18 protein-coding genes, 1 tRNA gene and 2 pseudogenes are annotated in these 23728 nt (G+C 45.2%); 2 read left to right on the top strand and 19 right to left on the bottom strand.

The genetic code is table 11. From position 1 onward, the window contains the following. Window positions 1-2 precede the first annotated feature (2 nt). The 5 genes from L876_RS0119260 to recA all read right to left on the bottom strand — a co-directional run bounded on the left by L876_RS0119260 (window position 3) and on the right by recA (window position 5342). Window positions 3-94: transfer RNA gene (locus L876_RS0119260), tRNA-Ser, on the bottom strand. 212 nt (window positions 95-306) lie between these two features. Beyond that, the gene (gene csrA, locus L876_RS0119255) at window positions 307-504 is read right to left on the bottom strand and encodes a carbon storage regulator CsrA (RefSeq protein WP_028765292.1); all 198 of its coding nucleotides are present in this window, start codon (window positions 502-504) and stop codon (window positions 307-309) included. Between the two features lie 496 nt (window positions 505-1000). Then, window positions 1001-3625 (bottom strand): alanine--tRNA ligase, encoded by a 2625-nt coding sequence (alaS, locus tag L876_RS0119250; protein WP_028765291.1) that lies wholly within the window; start codon window positions 3623-3625, stop codon window positions 1001-1003. A gap of 193 nt (window positions 3626-3818) precedes the next feature. Further along, window positions 3819-4268, bottom strand: a complete 450-nt coding sequence (locus L876_RS0119245) for a regulatory protein RecX (RefSeq protein ID WP_373316123.1) — start codon at window positions 4266-4268, stop codon at window positions 3819-3821. A gap of 12 nt (window positions 4269-4280) precedes the next feature. Further along, on the bottom strand, window positions 4281-5342 hold the full coding sequence (gene recA, locus L876_RS0119240; protein ID WP_028765289.1) for a recombinase RecA: 1062 nt from the start codon (window positions 5340-5342) through the stop codon (window positions 4281-4283). 404 nt (window positions 5343-5746) lie between these two features. Between recA and mutS the strand changes: the two are divergent. Beyond that, window positions 5747-8317, top strand: a pseudogene (gene mutS / locus L876_RS22130) (DNA mismatch repair protein MutS). Between the two features lie 169 nt (window positions 8318-8486). Here mutS and rpoS read toward each other — a convergent pair. From rpoS to rlmD, 13 genes and pseudogenes are all read right to left on the bottom strand, one after another. Beyond that, a complete protein-coding gene (gene rpoS, locus L876_RS0119230; protein WP_028765288.1) occupies window positions 8487-9461 on the bottom strand; it encodes an RNA polymerase sigma factor RpoS in 975 nt (324 codons plus the stop codon). A gap of 78 nt (window positions 9462-9539) precedes the next feature. Further along, window positions 9540-10437, bottom strand: a pseudogene (locus L876_RS23315) (peptidoglycan DD-metalloendopeptidase family protein). Window positions 10438-10504: 67 nt separating this feature from the next. Next, the gene (locus L876_RS0119215) at window positions 10505-11140 is read right to left on the bottom strand and encodes a protein-L-isoaspartate(D-aspartate) O-methyltransferase (RefSeq protein ID WP_028765286.1); all 636 of its coding nucleotides are present in this window, start codon (window positions 11138-11140) and stop codon (window positions 10505-10507) included. After that, window positions 11137-11886, bottom strand: coding sequence for a 5'/3'-nucleotidase SurE (gene surE / locus L876_RS0119210; RefSeq protein WP_028765285.1), 750 nt, complete (start codon window positions 11884-11886; stop codon window positions 11137-11139). The genes L876_RS0119215 and surE overlap by 4 nt, the downstream gene beginning before the upstream one ends. After that, the gene (gene truD, locus L876_RS0119205; protein WP_028765284.1) at window positions 11883-12938 is read right to left on the bottom strand and encodes a tRNA pseudouridine(13) synthase TruD; all 1056 of its coding nucleotides are present in this window, start codon (window positions 12936-12938) and stop codon (window positions 11883-11885) included. The genes surE and truD overlap by 4 nt, the downstream gene beginning before the upstream one ends. Window positions 12939-12947: 9 nt before the next feature. Beyond that, window positions 12948-13433 (bottom strand): 2-C-methyl-D-erythritol 2,4-cyclodiphosphate synthase, encoded by a 486-nt coding sequence (ispF, locus tag L876_RS0119200; RefSeq protein ID WP_028765283.1) that lies wholly within the window; start codon window positions 13431-13433, stop codon window positions 12948-12950. A gap of 47 nt (window positions 13434-13480) precedes the next feature. Then, on the bottom strand, window positions 13481-14185 hold the full coding sequence (ispD, locus tag L876_RS0119195; RefSeq protein ID WP_028765282.1) for a 2-C-methyl-D-erythritol 4-phosphate cytidylyltransferase: 705 nt from the start codon (window positions 14183-14185) through the stop codon (window positions 13481-13483). A 54-nt stretch (window positions 14186-14239) separates the two neighbouring features. Further along, window positions 14240-14542: a cell division protein FtsB gene (gene ftsB, locus L876_RS0119190; RefSeq protein ID WP_028765281.1), complete on the bottom strand. Its 303-nt coding sequence runs from the start codon at window positions 14540-14542 to the stop codon at window positions 14240-14242. Between the two features lie 102 nt (window positions 14543-14644). Then, window positions 14645-15946, bottom strand: coding sequence for a phosphopyruvate hydratase (gene eno, locus L876_RS0119185; RefSeq protein ID WP_028765280.1), 1302 nt, complete (start codon window positions 15944-15946; stop codon window positions 14645-14647). Window positions 15947-16077: 131 nt separating this feature from the next. Then, entirely contained in the window at window positions 16078-17715 is a 1638-nt protein-coding gene (gene pyrG / locus L876_RS0119180) for a CTP synthase (RefSeq protein WP_028765279.1), read from the bottom strand. A 110-nt stretch (window positions 17716-17825) separates the two neighbouring features. Beyond that, window positions 17826-18623, bottom strand: a complete 798-nt coding sequence (mazG, locus tag L876_RS0119175) for a nucleoside triphosphate pyrophosphohydrolase (protein WP_028765278.1) — start codon at window positions 18621-18623, stop codon at window positions 17826-17828. A 79-nt stretch (window positions 18624-18702) separates the two neighbouring features. After that, on the bottom strand, window positions 18703-20907 hold the full coding sequence (gene relA / locus L876_RS0119170; protein WP_028765277.1) for a GTP diphosphokinase: 2205 nt from the start codon (window positions 20905-20907) through the stop codon (window positions 18703-18705). A 156-nt stretch (window positions 20908-21063) separates the two neighbouring features. After that, complete coding sequence (gene rlmD, locus L876_RS0119165) at window positions 21064-22398, bottom strand: 23S rRNA (uracil(1939)-C(5))-methyltransferase RlmD (protein ID WP_028765276.1); 1335 nt, start codon at window positions 22396-22398, stop codon at window positions 21064-21066. Between the two features lie 68 nt (window positions 22399-22466). Between rlmD and L876_RS0119160 the strand changes: the two genes are divergently transcribed. Then, a complete protein-coding gene (locus L876_RS0119160) occupies window positions 22467-22850 on the top strand; it encodes a hypothetical protein (protein ID WP_028765275.1) in 384 nt (127 codons plus the stop codon). Between the two features lie 85 nt (window positions 22851-22935). On the opposite strand, the gene L876_RS0119155 is transcribed toward L876_RS0119160, so the two are convergent. Next, window positions 22936-23728: IS5 family transposase (locus tag L876_RS0119155; RefSeq protein WP_028764384.1), on the bottom strand; the 793-nt coding region annotated here is incomplete at its 5' end.

The following is a 23728-nucleotide window of genomic DNA, read 5'->3' as shown; positions in this document are numbered from 1 at the left end:
AATGGCGGAGAAGGAGGGATTCGAACCCTCGATGGGATTTAAAGCCCATACTCCCTTAGCAGGGGAGCGCCTTCGGCCACTCGGCCACCTCTCCGTTTTCTTGGCGCACATATTACTGTTTGCCGAAAATAAGTCAAACCATTTCTATTAAACAAATACTGTTTGAACTGTTTTTAGGCAGATCGGTACAATTAATCAGAATAACTGTGTGCTATCGCACCATTATGGTTAAAAACTTACCAACTAGAAACAAAAAAGCCAGCAACAATGCTGACTCTTGTTTCTTACGATTTACGTAACGACGACTTAAAAATTGCCGCCTTCTGAAGAGTTACCTGACTTTTCAGACTGAATACGCTGATAAATCTCTTCACGGTGAACCGAAACTTCTTTTGGTGCATTCACACCTATACGAACTTGATTACCCTTGACGCCTAAAACGGTGACAGTAACTTCATCACCAATCATCAGTGTTTCACCAACACGACGAGTTAATATCAGCATGTTTTGCTCCTTTAGTTCCAAATTCTGCTTTTACGGCATTATTCCGTTATGATCATATTATACGGTCAGCTTAGTACAAATTAATAGTGCTCAGTAAAAAAACCACCATTAATTTGCACCTTAATTCGCTTTATTGTGCCGCATATCCCTGATTATGTTTCAGGCGACTGAACAAAGTGGTGTGATTTTCGACACTATTATTACAAACGTTAATTAAAGCAGCATTAAACTTACGGCTTAAATAGCTTAACGATTCTAAATGCCACGTCATCCTCAACCTTTTACAAAATCATAGCAAACACTCAGTACGCCCTATTGAATGATTGTATAGATACGCTATTCCTACATTTGAACTCGCATCCTATGCTTACATAAGGTGTAGATAAGCTGCATACCGTAAGATAGTCGCTCATCTTTGACAGTCATTCTCTTGTTGCGCCCTATTAATTCCCCATAAAAAAAAGCGCTCATTGAGCGCTTTTTTTAATTGGCGAGTTTAACTAAGACGTTCAGTCACCCAAGGGATTACTGAGTTTAACGCGCTATCAAGCTTCTCAGGCTCACTGCCGCCCGCCTGAGCCATATCAGGCCGTCCACCGCCCTTACCACCGACTTGTGTGGCAATCATAGCGACAAGCTCACCAGCCTTAACGCTGCCAGTTAGATCTTTAGTCACACCAGCGATAAGGTTAACCTTAGCATCACCAGCGATACCCAAAACAACGATACCTGAGCCTAACTTTTGCTTTAATTCATCTTGAAGGCCACGTAATGCACCAGCATCAACGCCCTCAAGCTTTTTAACAAGCACTTTAACACCCGCTATCTCTTGGGCGTCACCAGCCAGATCTGCACTGGTCGCGGCGGCCAATTTGTCTTTAAGCTGCGACAGCTCTTTTTCTAGCTGTTTAGCCTTATCAAGTTGAGCCTTTAGCTTAGTAACAACCGATGCGCTGTCTCCCTTAAGTAAAGAAGCCGCTTGCTCTAATAGCGCTTGCTGCTCACTAACATAGCTCATCGCTGCAGCACCAGTGACAGCTTCAATACGACGAATACCAGCTGCAATACCGCCTTCAGAGGTGATTTTGAACAACCCGATATCGCCAGTACGACCTACGTGAGTACCACCACATAGCTCGATAGAGAAATCCCCCATGGTCACAACTCGCACCTGAGAGTCATACTTCTCACCAAACAGTGCCATCGCGCCCTGCTCTTTCGCCTGCTCAATATCCATCACTTGGGCTTTAAGCTCATGATTGCGGCGAATTTGCGTATTAACTAACTCTTCAACGGCTTTAAGTTCTGATGGTTTAACCGCTTCAAAATGTGAAAAATCGAAACGTAATCTTTCCGGATCAACCAAAGAGCCTTTCTGGCTCACATGGGTTCCTAATACTTGACGCAGCGCCGCATGTAACAGATGAGTGACTGAGTGGTTCAACTCAGTACGGTGCCTTAACTTTTTATCTACTGCAGCCGTTAGTGACTGACCCACTTTGATAGCCCCGGCTTTTAGGTTGCCGATGTGACCAACTGCTTGGCCATATTTTTGGGTATCATTGACGATAAACTCAATCTCGGTACCAGCCAGTAGCCCTTTGTCGCCACATTGACCGCCAGATTCCCCATAAAATGGTGTGCTATCAAGTACCACAACGGCATCATCACCAGCACTAAGTTCATTAACGGCTTCACCATTGCAATAAATAGCAACAACTTTCGCTTCACCATTTAGGTCGCTATAGCCACAAAAATCGGTTTGTGCATCGATCTTTAAACTGTCGTTGTAGTCAGTATCGAATTGACCAGCCGCTTGAGCACGGCTACGTTGCTCGGCCATCGCGGCTTCAAAACCAGCCTCATCGACCGTGATATTGCGTTCACGACAAACATCAGCGGTAAGATCAACCGGGAAGCCATAAGTGTCGTAAAGCTTAAAGGCGGTTTCACCGTCTAATACCTCGCCATTAAGGGCATTAAGTGCCCCGTCAAGAATCCCAAGCCCACGCTCTAGAGTACGAGCAAACTGCTCTTCTTCTGCTTTGAGTGACTTCTCAACAATTGCCTGAGTCGTTTTCAAACCGTTTGCGGCATCACCCATCACGTCGATCAGGGTTGGCACTAGCTTGTAAAAGAATGACTCTGTCGCACCAAGCTTATTGCCGTGGCGCACTGCACGACGAATAATACGGCGCAATACATAACCTCGACCTTCATTTGATGGCATTACTCCATCGGCAATCAAGAAGGCACATGAACGGATATGATCGGCAATTACACGCAACGATTTGTTTTCAAGATCTGTGACACCAACAATCTCAGCAGCTTTTTTAATTAGAGCTTGGAAAATATCGATTTCGTAATTTGAGTGTACGCCTTGCATAATTGCTGCAATACGCTCGATTCCCATTCCTGTATCAACCGATGGCTTAGGCAGAGGCTCCATGGTACCGTCAGCTTGACGGTTATACTGCATAAATACGATGTTCCAGATCTCGATAAATCTGTCACCATCTTCTTCTGGTGTGCCTGGGCGTCCGCCCCATATATGATCGCCATGATCATAGAAAATCTCTGTACAAGGACCACACGGTCCCGTGTCGCCCATCTGCCAGAAGTTATCCGACGCATATGCCGCGCCTTTATTGTCACCGATGCGAATAAGGTTTTCTGCTGGAACACCTATCCCTTTAGTCCAAATGTCATAGGCTTCATCATCGGTTTCGTAAATGGTCACACATAAGCGGTTTTTAGGTAGCTTTAACTCTTCAGTTAAGAAGGTCCAAGCAAAGCGTATCGCTTCTTGCTTAAAATAGTCACCAAAGCTGAAGTTACCCAGCATTTCGAAAAAAGTATGATGGCGTGCAGTATACCCAACATTGTCTAAATCATTATGTTTACCACCCGCACGTACACAGCGTTGAGAGGTCGTTGCGCGGGTATAATCACGCTTATCTTCGCCAAGAAAAACGTCTTTAAACTGGTTCATTCCGGCGTTGGTAAACAGCAAGGTTGGATCATTGCCAGGTACCAGTGAACTGCTGTCCACAACCTGGTGACTGTTTCTGCGGAAAAACTCCAAGAAAGCACTTCTCAGCGCTGCAGTGGTTTGATACATGAAATCATCCTGAATTAGATTTGGCTCACAATGAAAAACGCGTTTCCATTGATATTCTAGTTAGCCAAGCATTATAAGCAGTCTATAAGTGAACAACCAGAGGTTTAGCGAGGATAGTGAAAGAATCAATAAAAAAGTCGGCGACAATAAGCAAGTGACATTAAGAATGGGGAGTTAACTAGCCGATACAACTCTATTCATTGCTATCGACTTCTAGCGCATAAGCTATCTGATCATAGGCAAACCCTTGCCCAAGCAAATAACGAACTCGTTTGGCGCGCTCTTTTTGATCTGTAATTGGGCCACTATTAGCGTATTTTTTCAGCGCTTTGCTCTTGGCGAGTTCAAACCAATCACAATCACTTCGGTTTAGCGTGGTTTCGATATCGGATTTAGATAACCCTTTCTGTGCCATCGACTGCCTAATACGGTTTTGACCATGACCTTTGCTGATATGTGAACGCAGTAACAATGCTGCAAAACGGCTATCATCCAAAAAGCCATTATCTGTACAACGATCTAACGCTTTTTCGATTTCGTCAATCGCAAATGCTTTTTGAATCAATTTAGATTTGATTTGCTGTCGGGAATAGTCGCGGCGGGCAAGTAACCCTACCGCGATGAACATAGCAGATGCTGTCATAAGCTAAATGACTTAAAACACTTCACCAGTTTCTAAATCGATGTTCTCGTCACCTTGGGCTGACTCTGCAGCGACTTTTTGACCACCCAATAACATGCCACGTAACGCCGTATCAATTTCTGCCGCTATCTCTGGATTTTCGGTTAGGTATTTGCCTGCATTTGCACGGCCTTGGCCAATTTTATCGCCTTTATAACTATACCAAGCACCCGCTTTTTCAACGAGTTTATGAGCAACACCTAGGTCGACTAATTCGCCGGTGCGGTTAATGCCTTCACCGTATAGAATTTGGAACTCCGCTTGTTTAAATGGTGCAGCAATTTTGTTCTTTACCACCTTAACACGCGTTTCGTTACCAATAACTTCATCTCTGTCTTTAATTGCACCAGTACGACGAATATCTAGACGAACTGACGCATAAAACTTCAACGCATTACCGCCAGTAGTGGTTTCAGGATTACCAAACATCACACCAATTTTCATACGAATTTGGTTGATAAAAATAAGTAAGGTATTTGACTGCTTAAGGTTACCGGCAAGCTTACGCATAGCTTGGCTCATCATACGCGCTGCTAGGCCCATATGAGAATCACCAATCTCACCTTCGATTTCAGCCTTTGGTGTTAACGCTGCTACTGAGTCAACAATAATCACATCTACAGCACCAGAACGTGTCAGGGCGTCACATATTTCAAGCGCTTGTTCACCAGTATCAGGCTGAGAGCAAAGTAGATTGTCGATATCAACACCTAGCTTTTGGGCGTAGATAGGGTCCAAGGCATGTTCAGCATCGATAAATGCACACACTTTACCTTCGCGCTGTGCCGCAGCAATTACTTCCAATGTTAACGTCGTCTTACCCGACGATTCAGGGCCATAAATCTCTACGATACGGCCTAACGGTAATCCGCCAGCACCTAATGCGATGTCTAATGATAGAGAGCCGGTAGAGATAGTCTCAACATCCATAGAACGGTTTTCACCGAGCTTCATGATTGAGCCTTTACCAAATTGCTTCTCAATCTGACCTAAGACTGCACTAAGGGCTTTCTCTTTATTCGCATCTATCTTCATTCTGCTTTCCTCTCCATCACAGACGTATCGCTGTGGTAAATCCGTTAACATCAAACTTAACTGGCAAAAATTAAGCTCGCTGCGTCTCAATATGCAAACTAGTATACTGTACAATCATACAGTATCAAGTACTGTTGATGATTATTTTTTAATATCACAAAAACAGATACTTACTAATTGCTGTCACTTAAACGCTGTAAAATACTGCAAAAGTTATCGATAAATGCGTACTAGGACAGCAAAAAATTGCTAAGATTGGCGCCATTAATTTTATCGTCAATGGTGGATTTTTGCGTTCCTTTTAGCCTGTTATCTTTTCGCTAAATGACAACGTAAATAGATCAAGCTTGCCAATTATTGCAATGACAATAGATCGCACTATTCAAGGAAACTGTGGCAGATTCATGAACGCTATCGATACGCTCAATCTTGAGAAGCACACCCCAATGATGCGTCAATATTTGACGCTAAAAGCAGAAGTCCCAGAAATGCTACTGTTTTATCGCATGGGAGATTTTTATGAACTTTTTTACGATGATGCCAAACTGGCTTCAGAGCTATTGGGTATTTCTCTTACCGCTCGCGGTAAAAGTGGAGGCGACCCTATCCCCATGGCAGGGATCCCCTATCATGCAGTAGAAGGCTATTTAGCCAAGCTAGTGCAGCTTCGGGTTTCAGTGGCTATTTGCGAGCAGATAGGAGATCCAGCCACCTCAAAAGGTCCGGTTGAGCGTAAGATTGTTCGAATTGTTACTCCTGGTACTTTAACCGATGAAGCTCTCCTTCAAGAGCGTCAAGATAATCTGCTTGCAGCGGTCTACCATGGCAAGATAGGTTTTGGTTACGCCACGCTCGATGTGTCATCGGGTCGTTTTGTGGTAACAGAATTGCCCACCACTGAGGCACTAGAAGCGGAGTTGCAGCGTACCAACCCTGCCGAATTACTCCATAGCGAAGATTTTAGTGAAATGGCGATCATAGCGCCATTTAAAGGTAAGCGTCGACGTCCAGAGTGGGAGTTTGATTATGACACTAGCCACAAGCTACTGCTGGACCAGTTTGGTACTAAAGATCTTTATGGTTTTGGTTTAGGCGAGGTAAGGCTGTCGATTCAGGCCGCTGGTTGTCTGATGCAATATGTTAAAGATACTCAACGAACTTCATTGCCTCATATCAACGCTATTGTTCGATTTAATCAGTGTGACAGTATCATTTTGGATGCTGCAACCCGTAAAAACCTTGAGCTGACGGTCAATCTACAAGGCGGTGTCGACAACACCTTAGCAGCAGTATTGGACAACACTGCAACGGCCATGGGTAGCCGAATGTTGCAACGCTGGATTCATGAGCCACTTCGCAATCACAATACTATCCGTGCCCGACATGATGCCATCGAAGAGCTCCTGCAATCAGGCCTTTACGAATCTATATCAGAGCAGTTGAAAGGGCTCGGAGACGTAGAGCGGATCACTGCTCGTCTAGCGCTAAGAAGTGCTAGACCAAGAGATTTTGCTCGCCTAAGGCAAGCACTCGCTATACTGCCAAACTTACAGCAACTATTAGCACAATGCAGCAGCAACCATCTCGCGATACTGGCTCAAACTATCGGCCAGTTCCCAGAAGAACTGGAGCTCCTAAGCCGTGCTATTGTTGATAATCCACCTATGCTTATTCGCGACGGTGGCGTGCTAAGAGAAGGTTATCATGCTGAGCTCGATGAATGGCGAGCGTTAAGTCAAGGAGCCACCGACTACTTAGCTGAACTTGAATTACGCGAGAAGCAAGCCACTGGTGCGTCCACCTTAAAGGTGGGTTACAACCGCGTGCATGGCTATTACATTGAAGTAAGTCGCCGCGAGTCTGATCTGGTGCCAATGAGCTACCAGCGCCGACAAACCCTAAAAAATACTGAACGATACATTATTGCCGAGCTCAAAGAACATGAAGAGAAAGTGCTTTCAAGCCAAGGTAAAGCCTTAGCGTTAGAGAAACAGCTTTGGGAAGCTCTCTTCGACGAACTACTGCCAAAGCTACATGAGCTACAACTGTTTGCACGTTCAGCGGCAGAGTTGGATGTGATCAGTAATTTTGCCGAGCGGGCCGAGCAGCTTAACTACCATAGGCCAACGTTAACCGCTAAATCGGGAATTAACATCGAAGCAGGCCGTCATCCCGTGGTTGAGCAAGTTAGTCAAACCCCCTTTATTGCTAACCCTGTTCAATTGAATAGCAACCGTCGAATGTTGATTGTCACTGGTCCAAATATGGGCGGTAAGTCAACCTACATGCGACAAGTAGCACTCATCACCTTAATGACACACATAGGAAGTTTTGTGCCCGCTGAACGCGCAGACATTGGCTCCATCGATCGAATATTTACTCGTATTGGTGCCGCTGATGATCTGGCTTCTGGACGCTCGACATTTATGGTTGAGATGACAGAGACCGCAAATATTCTGCACAATGCAACACCTGAAAGCTTAGTGTTAATGGATGAAATAGGTCGTGGTACATCTACCTATGACGGCTTATCTCTGGCATAGTCTGCTGCAGAACACTTAGCCCATAATCTAAAAGCGATGACACTGTTTGCGACGCACTACTTTGAGCTAACTCAGTTGCCTGAATTGATCGAAAATGTCGCCAATGTTCACCTCGATGCCATCGAACATGGGGATAACATCGTCTTCATGCACGCCGTACAAGAGGGAGCTGCCAGTAAAAGTTATGGCTTACAAGTGGCCGCTCTTGCTGGCGTACCCGCAAAAGTTGTCCAAGCGGCTAAGTATAAGTTGCACCATTTAGAAAGTCGCGACAAAGACAACACCCTGCCAGATGGACAACAGCCAGTGATAAACTTTCCAGCGCCTGTGCAATCTGCAGCACTCGATCGGTTAGAGGCTATCAATCCTGACAATCTCTCGCCCAAGCAGGCACTCGATCTGCTCTATGAGCTAAAGTTACTCAGTAAGTAAAACGAAAAAAAGCGCACTGGCCTCAGTGCGCTTTTTAAAAATTGGTTGGGGTCGGCTATAAAAACGTGGTCAGTAAAACATCTGCCACATACTTCTTCCAATGCTAAACCTACACCCCTTCTTTTCTATCTCGGTTCGACCTTGCCAAACGTCACTCTTTCACATCACCTTATTGACGAAAAATAGCTTCTACAGATAAACCTTGTGCACCTAATAGATCCTTAAGTCGTTTCAACGCTTCTACCTGAATTTGACGCACACGCTCACGGGTCAATCCAATCTCTTTACCTACATTCTCTAATGTAGATGGCTCATAGCCAAGTAAACCAAAACGACGGGCCAATACTTCGCGTTGCTTGCTATTCAACTCATCTAACCAGCGGACCACAGACTTAGACATATCTTCATCTTGCACTTTATAGTCTGGTCCAACGCTATCGTCATCAGCTAATACATCGAGTAACGCTTTATCATTATCACCACCCAACGGTGTATCGACAGACGTTATACGTTCATTGAGTTTGAGCATACGACTGACATCGCTGCTAGGTAAATCTAACTTTTCAGCAATCTCTTCCGCTGTCGGCTCATGATCTAGCTTATGGGCAAGTTCTCTTGCTGTACGCAGGTAAACATTGAGCTCTTTCACCACATGAATAGGCAGACGAATGGTGCGAGTCTGGTTCATGATCGCACGTTCAATAGTTTGTCTAATCCACCATGTTGCATAAGTCGAAAAACGAAAGCCTCTTTCGGGATCAAACTTTTCAACGGCACGGATCAAACCAAGGTTACCTTCTTCAATCAAATCAAGCAGTGCTAAACCACGATTATTGTATCGGCGAGCAATTTTAACGACCAATCTAAGATTACTTTCGATCATACGGTTTCGAGATTTACCACAACCCTTGAGGGCTTTTCGTGAAAAATAAACCTCTTCCTCCGCACTTAAAAGGGGGGAAAATCCTATTTCGCTTAGATACAGCTGTGTGGCATCTAAGTTTTTCTGCAAATCATCTTGAACTTGTTGTTCTAATTCTGTTTCTTTAGCAACCTCCTTGGCTTCAATTGTCGTCACATCTGACTCGTTTTTAGACAAGTCGACTAAGGGCTGCGCTATCGCGGTAGATTGTTTACGACCCATAATAATTTCTCCCAAATTGTACTTAATAAATTACTGCACCGTTCTATCCTCCAATTGCCAAAATGGCTCCTAAAATAATTATTTTTTAGGCAAATATCTAAGTGGGTCTACAGATTTACCGTGATATCGGATTTCAAAATGCAACATCACTTTATTTGTACCTGTTTGTCCCATACTTGCTACAGTTTGTCCTGCCGTAACAAATTGCTTTTCCTTAACTAAAATCTTATCTGCATGAGCATAAGCACTTAGAAAGTCATCACTGTGCTTAATAATCACCAAATTGCCATAACCTCTCAACGCATTTCCCGCATAAACCACTCTTCCATCTGCTGCTGCTTGAATGCGATCTCCGCGAGATCCAGCGATCTTAATTCCTTTATTACCCTGCTCTGTGGCAGAGAAAGTACCGATAAGCTTGCCTTTGACTGGCCAATACCAGCTATAAACCTTTTGGGGTAACGCCGCTTTCGGTTTGTGGATAACATCGTTAACAACTTGTTTACCACTTGTTACAGCGTACGCACTTGTGTGACCTTGATCAAGTGATTTTTTTTGACGGTGTCACTTTTTGGTCAACAGGCTTAGGTTTGACATTAAAATCTTGTTTTTTAATGCCTTTATCACTTGCTGATACAACTTTAGATTGACTATCTGCATTAGATTTCTGCATACTCACTTTTGTAACAGGCTTTTTCAGTTTAAGGATTAACACCTGCCCAGGGTAGATAGTAAACGGTTCTTTCAGCCTGTTATTCCTAGCAATATCAATAAAATCTTTGTTTGCCGCCCACGCGATCGAGTAAAGCGTATCGCCTTTCCTTACTTTATAGCGATCAGAGGTAAGACCACCCTTACTATAGGATTTTTTTACAGGTGAATTAACATTGACGACGGGTGCCGGTGTATCAGCCCTAAAACTGCAGCCAGCTAAAAGCAATATAATGATGGCAATAAGGAGATGAGATGAGTTCATCCTTGAGCTTGTTAACACGCGATTCCCTCACCTGTATCGTTAATTAGAATACCCATGGATTAACTCGCTATGCGAGATCACCATTGACTAGCGGCACAAAATTGACCATCTCAATGGTTTCTGACTGAAAACCTGAGTCATTGTGTGTCACCCGAAGTAGCTGCTGTGTATGCTCCCCAACCGGAATGATCAACACGCCATTTGGACTAAGTTGCTCCAACAATGCCTGTGGAACCCTGCTGGCTGCAGCGGTAACCATAATCGCGTCGAAAGGCCCCTTGTTGGCCCAACCTTGCCAACCATCGCCATACTTAAAGGAAACATTGTGCAAATCTAAGCGCTTTAAACGCTGTCTAGCTTGAATTTGCAAGCTTTTGATCCGCTCTACTGTGCAAAGCTCATCGACAAGCTGTGCCAAGATGGCAGCTTGATAACCTGAGCCAGTCCCAATCTCGAGAACCCGTTTAGGTTGTGACTCAAGTAGCAACTCGGTCATTCTGGCCACAATATAAGGCTGGGAGATAGTTTGCCCCTGCCCAATGGGTAGCGCGGTATTCTCATAGGCTTTATGGCCTAATGCAGCATCAAGAAACAACTCTCTGGGGGTATTAGCCACAGCAGACAACACATTCGTATCGTTAATACCAACGCCTTGCAGGCCTCTGGCTAAATTCAGTGCCGATGTGCTGGCTACTCCGCTCATAGTTGCTCTATCCATTGTTTCATTGTAGAAATCTGATTATATGCCGTTAAATCGACGGTTAAAGGAGTAACGGATACGTACCCATTTGCCACGGCATGAAAATCGGTGCCTTCACTTGCATCTTGCTCTTCACCTGGCGGTCCTAACCAAAATATCTCTTTACCAGCTGGATCTTGCGTACGAATCATACCTTCGGCTCTATGCCTTGCGCCCAAGCGCGTCACTTTGATACCTTTAATTTGTCCTCGCGGTAAATCTGGCACATTCACATTGAGAATTTGATCTTGTGCTATTGGCGTATCAATCAACCGGGCCACCAACTTAGTTGCATAGTAGGCTGCGGTGTCGTAATGCTTGAGATCTCGGCCAACAAGTGAAATAGCAATGGCTGGCAAGCCTAAAAATCGCCCCTCCATTGCCGCAGCAACAGTCCCAGAATAAAGCGTATCATCGCCCATATTGGCGCCAGCATTGATACCTGAGACAACAATATGAGGCTCTTCGCTATAAAGCTCACGTATTGCTAGATGCACACAATCGGTTGGTGTGCCGCTGACCGAAATATAACCGTTATCTAACTTATTAATTCGCAAAGGGTTAGTCAAGGTTAATGAGTTGCTGGCCCCAGAACAATTTCGATCTGGCCCAACGGTCATGACTTGATAATCTGTCGATAGAGCTTGAGACAGTGCAGCAATACCTGGTGCTGTAACGCCATCATCATTACTAACAAGTATATTTATCATGCTTGATTTCGCTCTGCTCGACGCGCCTTAAACTCACGCTCGTTCACATCTTGGTAGTTAACAAGCTCTCTGAGTAGCGAGGTTGCAAAACATCCCGCTGGTAGAGCAAATTTTAATATCAAAGTATCCCCCTCCACTTCATAGCTAAAGTGTTGAGGTTCAAGCAGTAAAGTTCGACGTTCTTGATTCAGCCCAGCCTGCTCTAACCCGTCACAGTCTTCAGCAAATCTGCTGGCCACTTGGCTTTCAAAAACGAGTGCTTCATCTTGTGCCAAAGCGCTTCCTCTGCCCCAAAGCGGGGCAGAAAGCTGAATATCTTTGCTGTGCAGTCGCTGATTGAGTTCATCATCCCATGGGTTAGCGACAAAATAGCTTTTGCTGCCCGCTAACATTACGCAATCGCCATTCAGCTTAGTCAATCCGTGAGTCTCAAGTCGTGTCGACACCATTTCATTAAAAAGGTGTGAACGTACCGCAGATAGATACATGCTACGCTTATTTCTATCTTTAACATTTTTACCCGCAAGCATTTGGCGACCAAAAATAAGGTTTTTCCCATCATGGCCAAAGCGCTGCTCACCAAAATAGTTGGGCACACCGACTTGCTTTATCAACGCGATGCGATCAATCACATCCTCGATATCAGATACCGCACGCAAGGTTAACGTGAAGCGGTTACCAGCCAATGCACCTGTACGTAATTTTTTGCTATGTCGGCTGCTACTGAGCACAGTCAACTGCTCGCTATTTAATGCCTCCCAATCCGGTGTCTCTTTACCTGGGATACGAATACCGAACCATTGTTCTGTCAGTGCATGCTTATCTTTCTTTCCAGCAAAGGTAACCTCTTTAGGGTGTACACCAGCAAAAGTCGATAATTGCTGCGCCACATCTGCGGTGTTTAGACCTTCTTTACGAATATGCAGCATATGATGTTCGCCTTCGCCTGTGGGCAAAAAAGGCAGAATTTCTTGAACGATAAAGTCACTATTATGCGTGCGCAGATCGGCTGTCGCTTTAGGCTCGCCGTGAAGATAAAATAAAGGGGTCATAAAATTCTCTTACTTAACGTCTTTGGTCATCAGAACAACGGCTTCTACCGCAATGCCCTCTTTACGACCGGTAAAACCAAGTTTTTCAGTGGTCGTTGCTTTGACATTTATGGCATCGACATCACTAAGTAAATCTTCAGCTAAACAGGCTCTGATTGCTTCTATATGGGGTAACATCTTAGGCGCTTGCGCAATAATGGTTACATCGAGGTTGCCGAGGCGATAGCCCAGGTCTGCTGCCAACTGATAGCAATGACGCAGTAATACTCGACTGTCAGCGCCTTTATAATTGGCATCCGTATCGGGAAAGTGTTTACCTATATCTCCTAAGGCGACTGAACCTAATATGGCATCGCTAATCGCATGCAATACCACGTCACCATCAGAATGTGCGATTAAACCCGTCTCATAGGGTACTTCAACGCCACCTAAAATAAGGGGCAATTCACCACCAAATTTATGTACATCAAAACCATGCCCTATACGAATATTCATTTTAGTACCTGTTTGATTGGCTCGAGATTGAGCCTAATCGTTATAATTTATTTGTTATTTAAAAAGAGTGCCGCCAGACGAAGGTCATCAGGATGAGTCACCTTAATGTTATCGCCGCGACCAGCAACTAATGATGGTGTCATACCTGCCCATTCCATTGCTGATGCCTCATCGGTGATGGTTGCACCAGCGGCTAACGCGTTCGTCAAATTGTCACGTAATTGCAGGGTTGGAAATAGCTGCGGCGTTAACGCATGCCAAAGTGCTTCACGGCATACCGTTGCCATTATTTGGCCGTCGGCATTACCACGCTTCATGGTATCTCGCACTGGCATGGCTAAAATAGCACCTTGTGGGACATCATTGACTAAAGGTGCTTGCTCAGCGGCCATAATAAGCTTGTCTATATCGCCAGATGTTAGGCAAGGTCTTGCGGCATCATGAACCAATGCCCAGCCGCCAGTCACTAAGCTAAGTCCTGCAAGTACGGAGTCAGCACGCTCATTGCCGCCGATCACGCGCTCAAGTTTGGGATGTTTTGACTGAGCAAGCGCTTCAAAGTAAGTATCGTCTGGGCTAAGTGCCACGATCACCCGCTCGATGCGAGGGTGAGTGAGCAGTATATCTAAGGTGTGACCCAATATGGGTTGGCCATTGAGCATGAGGTACTGCTTCGGAATTTCAGCACCCATGCGGCTGCCAATTCCTGCAGCAGGCACAATTGCCGCTATTTGTTCAATCACGTTTGTCATTAATCAACGCTCATCTCATACTGTGATTCAGTGCAATGCATATAGAGTTAAACATTACTCTCTATTGATATCAGCATTTCGCTGCGGTTCACCTACTACGCGGAAAAAGGTTTCGCCTTGCTTGACCATACCCAGTTCGTTACGCGCACGCTCTTCTAGCGCTTCTGTACCACGTCGAAGATCGATAATCTCCTCCTTTAGTACTTGATTGCGTTCAATCAGCTTGGCATTGCTTTGGCGCTGCAAATGAATTTGCTCTTGCAACTGAAATGATTCAGGCAAGCTATTTTGTCCCAGCCAGAGTCGGTACTGAAGTAGACCAAGCAGAACAATCATGGCAAGTAGAAGACGCTTCATCCTTTAATGGGCTATATCACTGTTGGAAAGAATGAACCGATATTACAACAAAAAAGGCCACCAAGTGGTGGCCTTTTCACAATTTATCGACTAATTAACCAATTATGCTTGGCCTTTAATCTCTGAACGACCATTGTAAGGGGCTTTTTCACCTAACTGCTCTTCGATACGAAGTAGCTGGTTGTATTTAGCAACACGGTCACTACGGCTTAAAGAACCGGTTTTGATTTGACCAGCAGCTGTACCCACAGCTAGATCGGCAATAGTTGAATCTTCAGTTTCACCTGAGCGGTGAGAGATAACAACAGTGAAACCTGCATCTTTAGCCATCTTGATAGCTGCTAAAGTTTCAGTCAATGAACCGATTTGGTTGAACTTGATTAAAATTGAGTTAGCAATACCGTTGTCGATACCACGCTTCAAAATCTTAGTGTTTGTTACGAATAGATCGTCACCAACTAATTGAATTTTATCACCCATTAGTTTAGTTTGATGTGCGAAACCATCCCAATCAGACTCATCAAGACCGTCTTCAATAGAAACTATTGGGTATTCTTTGGTTAGGTCTTGTAGGAAGAAGTTAAACTCTTCTGAAGTGAACTTCTTACCTTCACCTTTAAGGTCATAGATGTTGGCTTCTTTGTCATAAAACTCAGAGGCTGCACAATCCATCGCTAGTGTGATGTCTTTACCTAGCTCGTAACCTGCGTTTGCCACAGCAACTTTAATTGCTGCCAAAGCAGATGCGTTTGATGGTAGGTTTGGCGCGAAGCCACCTTCATCACCAACAGCTGTAGAGTGACCATCAGCCTTAAGTACTTTAGCTAAGCTGTGGAATACTTCTGCGCCCATACGTAGGCCTTCGCGGAAGTTAGCAGCACCAACAGGTTGAATCATAAATTCTTGGATATCAACAGAGTTATCTGCATGTTCGCCACCATTAATGATGTTCATCATCGGTAACGGCATAGAGTAAACACCTGAAGTACCGTTTAGATCAGCAATATGAGCGTATAAAGGGACACCTTTGAACGCTGCAGCCGCTTTAGCTGCCGCAAGAGAAACTGCCAGGATAGCGTTTGCGCCAAACTTAGCTTTGCTTTCTGTGCCGTCTAAATCAATCATGATTTGATCTAGTTCTGCTTGCGCAGTTGCATCTTTGCCCATCAACGCGTCTGCAATAGGACCATTGACAGCTTCAACTGCTTTCAATACACCTTTACCTAAGTAACGGCTTTTATCGCCATCACGCAGTTCTAGTGCTTCACGACTACCTGTAGATGCACCAGAAGGTGCAGCAGCCATACCAACAAATCCGCCATCTAAATGAACTTCCGCTTCAACCGTTGGGTTACCGCGTGAATCCATGATCTCACGACCAATGACATTGATAATTTTAGCCATAATTTCCTCGACTTTAAGTTTAAGATTTAAGTTTAAAAGTTAATGCAAAACTAAAATTGTTATCGCTAAATTTACATCATCTGAAACAAAAAAGCCGCCTCCGACACTCGGAAGCGGCTCTTGTTTAAATATTAGCCCAAATCGCGTTTTTGGTACGCGGCGGCTGCAGCAACGAAACCTTCAAACAATGGCTGGCCATCGCGAGGTGTTGATGTAAATTCAGGATGGAATTGACCTGCCACAAACCAAGGATGGTTAGGGAGCTCAATCATCTCTACAAGCTGACGGTCAGAAGATAGACCACTAAATACTAAGCCAGCTTTTTCTAAACGTTCTCTGTACGTGTTGTTCACTTCGTAACGATGACGGTGACGCTCTACACAGGTTAAGCCCTTGTAAGCTGCCGCCGCTTTGGTTCCTTCGATAAGATGACAAAGCTGCGCACCTAAGCGCATGGTGCCACCTAAATCAGATGCTTCATGACGTTGTTCGATATTACCTTCTTCGTCAATCCATTCTGTGATCAAGCCCACAACTGGGTGAGGTGTCTCTCGATTAAACTCGGTTGAATGCGCATTTTCTAATCCAGCAACATGGCGAGCGAACTCAATCAGTGCCACTTGCATGCCTAAACAGATACCGAAATAAGGCAGATTGTTTTCACGAGCAAACTTAGCCGCAAAGATCTTACCTTCTACGCCACGCTCACCAAAACCACCAGGAACAAGGATACCGTCGAGTCCTTGCAGTACTTCTTCACCCTTAGCTTCAACCGTTTGTGAATCGATATACTTAATGTTTACCGACACACGGTTAATTAAACCAGCGTGCTTTAAGGCTTCGTTTACTGACTTATAGGCATCTGGCAGTTCAATATACTTACCAACCATACCAATAGTGACTTCGCCAGTAGGGTTCGCTTCTTGATAGATAACGTTTTCCCACTCTGACAGGTCGGCTTCTTTGCAATCGATACCAAAACGCTTAGTCACTAGGTCATCAAGACCTTGAGCTTTAAGCAATGCTGGGATCTTATAGATGCTATCCACATCTTTCAGTGAGATAACCGCGCGCTCTTCAACATTACAGAAAAGCGAAATTTTCGCTTTTTCATTTGATGGAATAGCACGGTCTCCACGACAAACCAACACGTCAGGCGCAATACCGATAGAACGCAACTCTTTTACAGAATGTTGTGTGGGCTTTGTCTTTACTTCACCTGCAGCACCTAAGAAAGGCACTAAGGTCAAATGCATAAATAGGGTACGCTCACGTCCTAGCTCGACACCCAACTGACGAATAGACTCAAGGAATGGTAGAGACTCGATGTCACCGACTGTGCCGCCAATCTCTACGATAGCAACATCATGTCCTTCGCCGCCTTCAAGAACTTTCTCTTTGATCGCATTAGTAATGTGCGGAATAACCTGAATGGTTGCACCCAAATAGTCGCCGCGGCGCTCTTTACGCAACACTTCAGAATAGATACGACCCGTTGTAAAGTTATTACGACGGTTCATCTTAGTACGGATGAAGCGCTCGTAATGACCCAAGTCGAGGTCAGTCTCAGCACCATCTTCAGTCACGAAAACTTCACCGTGCTGTGTTGGGCTCATGGTACCTGGATCCAAGTTAATATAGGGATCCAGCTTCATAATGGTTACGTTAAGGCCTCTAGCCTCTAAAATTGCCGCCAATGATGCTGCTGCAATGCCTTTACCTAGTGATGAAACCACGCCACCAGTAACGAAGATATACCTTGTAGTCATGCTGAACCTGAGAAAATGAGTTGGAAATATGTGCTTGTATGAAAGCACTAGGACGGGGCAATATTATACCAAAGCCTATCGGATTCGACAAACAAACTCAGCGATATATTTTACTCTTTTGCACTTTCTTCTCGCTTGACCTGATCCCAATAAGCGTCTAATTGAGACAAAGAGTGTTCCGTCATTGGTTTTTGAGCCGCATTGGCTAAGGCTTCAACACCACGAAAACGACGTTCGAACTTAGTGGTCGCGCGGCGCAGTGCCTGCTCGGGTTCCACCTTCAGGTGACGCGCCAAATTGACCACGGCAAAAAGTAGATCGCCCATCTCATCAGTTATCTTCTGTTGATCCTGTTTGGCCGCATTAACTTCATCAAGTACCTCATCTATCTCCTCATGGATCTTGCCGACCACAGGTTCAAAATCATCCCAATCAAACCCAACTGTTGCAGCGCGGCGTTGAACTTTGGCCGCGCGGCTCAGCGCCGGTAAATTAAACGGAATATCGTCCAATACAGAATGTAAGGAGCGCCCTGCTCGCTCAACTGATTTAATACGCTCCCACGTCTGCTTTACCTCTTGACTAGAAGCAGCCGCCATAGGTCCAAACACATGGGGATGACGTTCAGTCAATTTTTGACAAATTTTATCGACCACTACAGCAAAATCAAATAAGCCCTGCTCTTTACCCAGCTGACAGTAGAAGATCACTTGAAATAACAGGTCACCTAACTCACCAGGCAATTCATCTAGTGCATTCCGTTCTATAGTATCGGCGACCTCATAAGCCTCTTCGAGAGTAAACGGCACGATTGATTGGTAATTTTGCGCTAGATCCCAAGGGCAGCCACTTTTTGGGTCGCGCAGCTTTGCCATAATATTTAGCAGATGGTTGATATCATTACTCATGGGTTAACCTTATTCATTAAAAAAGCGGCTTGCGCCGCCTTTTGGGATAATGACTCGTTGCACGTATAATAACGCTTGCTTATAAACGTCTTGCTTCTAGCACGCCATCGACCTGAGATAATTTCGAGATCACGCGTGATAAACCGTCGATGTTGTACAGCTCTAGCTCTAATTCGACGGCCGCGGTTTGAGTTTTCACATCTGACGACGAACTCATTGCCAAGACATTTGATTTCTCGGCAGCCAACACTGAGGTCAAATCACGCAACAAGCCGCTTCTGTCATTGGCCAGCACCCTAATCCGTAGTTTATAGCCACCGGAATAGTTCTCGCCCCAGACGACATCCACACTGCGTTCAGGTTGGACGCGCATCAGCTCTTTAACTTGTTCGCAATCGGCACGATGCACAGAAATACCACGCCCCTTGGTAATAAAACCAAAAATCTCATCACCCGGAACCGGCTGACAACATTTAGCAATATGACTCATCAAATTGCCCACGCCGTTGACCTCAACCTGACCTTTGCCTTTATTGGTCGAACGCGCATGGTTTTTCTTTAACAGATCTTCAAGTGCTTCCTCTTCGGTCACCTCATTAATCCGCATGCGACTTTGCACATGATTGACCACTTGGTTTAGGCGAACATCGCCACCACCAATGCCAGCCAACAGGTCGTCCATCCCCACCATGTTAAAGCGTTCTATCGCGCTATGGGCATCTTTAATCGTTAAGCCACTGCGTGACAGTTCGGCTTCGAGCATTTCCCGTCCCGCAACAATATTTTTGTCCCGATCTTGTTGTTTAAACCAGTGCTGAATTTTAGAGCGAGCACGCGAAGTGCGAATGTAACCCAAATTGGGATTTAACCAATCGCGTTTTGGGTTAGGATGTTTCGAGGTAATGATCTCAATCCGTTCGCCAGTCTCCACCTGATAAGTAAAAGGCACAATACGTCCATCGACTTTGGCACCAATACACTTATGGCCAACATGGGAGTGAATATAATAGGCGAAATCGAGTACCGTTGAGCCCATGGGTAAGTCGATGACTTCGCCATTTGGGGTAAATACATAGACGCGGTCTTCAAACACTTGGCTGCGAACTTCATCGACCAAGTTACCGCTCTCTGCAACATCCTCTTGCCACTGCAAGATTTTACGCAACCAATTGATCTTTTCCTCGTAACCACTTTGCTTGCCGGTGGCGCCCTCTTTATATTTCCAGTGAGCGGCTACCCCAAACTCTGCATCTTCATGCATCTGCTCAGTACGAATTTGAATCTCAACGGTTTTGCCCTCGGGGCCAACCACTATGGTATGAATAGATTGATAGCCGTTAGGTTTAGGGTTGGCCACATAGTCGTCAAACTCTTTCGGGATATGGTGCCAAAGCGTGTGGACAACCCCCAATGCACCATAACAATCTTGCAGGCGGTCGGTGACAATACGCACTGCGCGAACGTCAAACAGCTCATCAAACTTAAGATCTTTACCGCGCATCTTTTTCCAGATGCTGTAGATATGTTTAGGACGGCCATAGACCTTGGCACGAATGTGGTCATCATCAAGGCGTTTCTGCAACTGACTGACAAAATTGTCGATAAAGATCTCTCGGTCTACCCGTTTCCCATCAAGTTGCTTGGCAATCTCTTTATAGGTATCTGGATGAAGGTAGCGAAAGGAGATGTCTTCTAGCTCCCATTTTAACTGTCCAATCCCTAGACGGTTTGCCAATGGCGCATAGATGTCGGCGATCTCTCTGGCGAGCAACACCCTCGTTTCCTCGTCGGCATTTTTCACCTCTCTGAGTAAACAGATACGCTCTGCCAGCTTAATCACCACGGCACGAACATCTTCAACCATCGCCAGCAACATCCGGCGAATATTATCAATTTGTGGCTCCGCATTACGGCTTTGCTCATTTACTTTAAGCGCACCAATAGCATTCATCGTCACCACACTGTTGACCAAGGCGACCAATTTGGGACCAAACTGCTCCTCAATCTGTTCCAGCGTTATCAGTTCGGCATCAAGCACCACAAAAAGCACTGCCGCTTGCAGCGTTTCAATGTCCATATTGAGCGGTGCGAGGATCTCTATCATCTCTCGAGCACGTATATTTAGAAGTGTATCCTTAGCGCCACTTTTCACGACGAGCGCCTCAACCTGCTTGATCAGTTCAAGTAACGTGCTGGCTTCGTTTTCATCATCGATATATCGATTAACCCACTCGGTTAATTGAAAATCTTTGTCGTTAAAATGTGCTTCTCTAACAGATACCATCTATTGAGTGTCCTTTTGCTTTAGGTTCGCGCGAAAAAGTAACCAATCGAATCAATGCGCTGAGGTCAATAACAACCAAGCCACTATCTTGCGGTTTCCACCACTATTGTCAATTAACAAACGCCGACATTTTATCCATTTGGGCCTTTTTAGGTGCTATTTAGCTAACTCAAACAACGCCATGGCCTCGATATGGTGGGTTTGCGGAAACATATCAATCAATCCCAGTTTACTTAACTGGTACCCCTGCTTAATTAACGGTTCGCAATCTCGTGCCAACGTAACCGGGTTACAAGAGATATAGACGACCGATTTAGGTTTCATCTTTTTAAGCCACTGCAGGCTTTCAAATGCGCCAGCCCGAGCAGGGTCGAGCAGTAACTTATCGATATGTCCCAACCAAGGTTGTTCTGAAACATCAGCGCTCAAATCGGCATGATAAAAAGGCGTGTCTGCGACGCCGCTTTGTCGCGCGTTCAATTTAGCCTGCTCTACCATCTCGACCACGCCTTCTACACCGACAACTTCCGCCCCCGTTTTGGCAATCGGAATGGTAAAGTTACCCACCCCACAAAAGAGATCCAAGACCCGATCACCCGCCTTTACATCTAGCCATTCTATGGCTTGATTAATCATTTTGCGGTTCATGACCCCATTAACCTGGATAAAATTACCGGCAGAAAAACTCAGTTGGCTGCCATCATCCAAGGTGTAGCAAGGTTGCAACTCTTGCTGGGTTAGCCCAGTCATTTGCCCATGGTCGCTGAGCAGCTGTAGAGATACCTGATGCTCAGTTTCAAAAACCTTTAAACGTTCAATGTCTCCCGCCGACAAGGTTTGCGTTATGCGTATAACAACAAAAGTGCCAGACTCAACGCGAATAAGTTCTACATGGCCTAAAGTACGTTTCCCTGCTAGTTGATTTAGGCTCTGATTAAGCGGAGCGATCAGTGCCGACAACTCAGCTTCGAGCACCGGGCATTGTGCAATGTTAACAACGTTGGCACTCGCTAACGCACGAAAACCCAGACTAATTTGTTTAGTATCGCGGTCATAATTTGTCGCTAACCTTGCACGGCGTCGGTATTGCCAAGGCTCGCCGGCTAAAGCTGGCACTATTTGACGCGCTTGTGTCTTGCCCATTTTTTCAACCAAAGTCACAAGCGAAGCTTGCTTGTATTCTCGCTGCTTATCTATGGCCAAATGTTGCAGATCACAGCCACCGCATTTGCCATAGTACTGGCATGAGCTCGCAATACGATGTTCACTAGGCTGCGACACCTTTAATAGCTTAGCCTTAGCATGACGCTTTTTCTGCTCAACAATTTGTGCGGAAACCATTTCGCCTGGCAGCGCACCCGCGATAAAAACAACCTTACCTTGGTGGTTCGCAACCCCAGCGCCAAGATGATCTAAATGGTCTATCTCAAACTGTTGCTTAGCAAAGGTTTGCTTAGATTTATTGGGTTTAGCTTTAAAAAATTGCGCCATTGAGGCCTCTAAATCGATAAAAATACTAGAAAACACTGCCCAAAGTCTGGCAGTCTAATGTAACCTATATGCTACAACAGTATAAATTAACCAAATCAATGAATAGTGCAGAAAACATGACTAAATACAGCCTAAGAGCCTGGGTTCTTGTGCTGGCATTAGCGCCCACTATTTTGGTTGGTATTTTGCTCGGCAGCTATTTTACCATAAACCGCTTCTATGAGCTGGAAGAAAGCTTAATTGAACGCGGCAGCAATATTATTGAGCCACTCGCCATTGCAGCAGAGATAGGCCTCGAAACCAAGAACTTCGAAACCACTAAACGCCTGATCACATCCGTGCAGCTGAACAAATCAAATTTGGTTCAGTTTATTGCCATTTTCGATACTAAGGAAACTGCGAACAAGTCCTGCAATTTAGGTATCGAGCGAGGTTTTGAGCGGCCCGCCTGATTTTTGAACGCTAAGTGTTCAATTTTGGCCAACATACTGCCGTTTTACGCCGAATTTCGACCTAATTCCAGGCTGTTCCCGGATTTCAGACAGATCTTGGCTGTCGTCGTAACATCTGGTCTACTTTAAACAGGTTCGCCAAGGTGAATAGCATGGCTAACTGTGAGTCATTTTTCGTCAGCCCTTTATAGCGTGCTTTGATAAAGCCGAACTGACATTTGATGATCCGGAACGGGTGTTCTACCTTCGCCCGAATACTGGCTTTTAAATACTCGATGTTGATAGCGGTTTTATTCTTGCGGGGATGCTTCTTCAGCGCCCGAACTTTGCCGGGACGCTCTGCTATCAGCCATTCCACATTAGTATCTTTCAGCTCTTCGCGTTTTTCCGCGCCTTGATAACCAGCATCACCAGAGATGAATCCCTCGTCGCCATGCAACAGATTTTTCAACTGGTTCAAGTCATGTTCATTGGCGGCGGTTGTCACCAGCGTATGAGTGAGGCCACTCTTTGCATCCACGCCAATGTGAGCTTTCATACCGAAGTGCCATTCATTGCCTTTTTTAGTCTGATGCATGTCCGGGTCACGTTCATTCTTTTTATTTTTAGTGGAGCTGGGTGCTTGAATAATCGTTGCATCTACCAATGTTCCTTGCGTCATCATCACACCGCAATCCGACAGCCATTGATTGACCGTTTGGAATAACTTACGAGTGAGTTTGTGTTTTTCCAGCAAGTGCCTGAAATTCATAATGGTAGTGCGGTCAGGAATGGCTTTATCCAGTGACAGTTGTGCAAACTGACGCATCGAAGCAATCTCGTAAAGCGCATCTTCCATCGCCTCATCACTCAGACTGTACCATTGCTGCATACAGTGA

The sequence above is a fragment of the Shewanella colwelliana ATCC 39565 genome, from assembly GCF_000518705.1.
Classification (GTDB): domain Bacteria; phylum Pseudomonadota; class Gammaproteobacteria; order Enterobacterales; family Shewanellaceae; genus Shewanella; species Shewanella colwelliana.
The sequence above is the reverse complement of the archived record's forward strand: the minus strand, read 5'-3'. Positions and strand labels throughout refer to the sequence as shown.